Consider the following 641-nt stretch of genomic DNA (forward strand, 5'->3'; position numbering starts at 1 on the left):
TACCTGGTGGTGGGGCTATTTTCATTTGTTATTTTCCAGTCCTTTTACCATTACTACCAACTTTCGACTGCAGCAGTACCTTTTATGGGAATGTTGCGACTTCGTTGGTTGCTAGAACACTGGGAACGCTTCTCTTTTGGTGTTTTCTTTGATTCAGGAGCCTTATATGCTGGGTTGATCGGATTCGGTCTCCCAATGCTTGTCTATGCTTCTATGGATAAGAATTTATATCGCCAAGGAGAAGAACAAGGTAGTGCTCGTTTTGCGACTTTGAAGGAAATGAGACGGTTTGAAGACGTTGATTTTGAGAAGAATATGATTTTTTCAAAACAGGTCAAAATGGGCCTATTTAATTTTCGCTTAGCCTACAATGTCCAGCTCAATAAAAATGTGATTGTCATTGGTCTTCCAGGAGACGGTAAAACCTTTACTTTTGTATTGCCAAATTTAATGCAGATGAACTCAAACTTTGTTGTCACAGATCCTAAAGGAAATCTGGTACACGAAGTTGGGAAGATGCTTGAGAAAGCTGGCTATGCTGTTAAAATCTTTGATTTGATTCGACTCAAGAATTCAGATCGGTTTAATCCTTTTCATTACATGAAGTCTGAGCTAGATATTGATCGTATCTCTGAAGCAAT

The 641-nt window shown here is 38.8% G+C and carries 1 protein-coding gene; it reads left to right on the forward strand.

Annotation, left to right across the window (positions count from 1 at the left end):
- Positions 1–641 (forward strand): type IV secretory system conjugative DNA transfer family protein (locus ACIY19_RS10855; protein WP_409003406.1); only part of this gene is annotated, 641 nt, incomplete at both ends.

It is taken from the genome of Streptococcus sp. ST14 (assembly GCF_046098195.1).
Lineage (GTDB): Bacteria > Bacillota > Bacilli > Lactobacillales > Streptococcaceae > Streptococcus.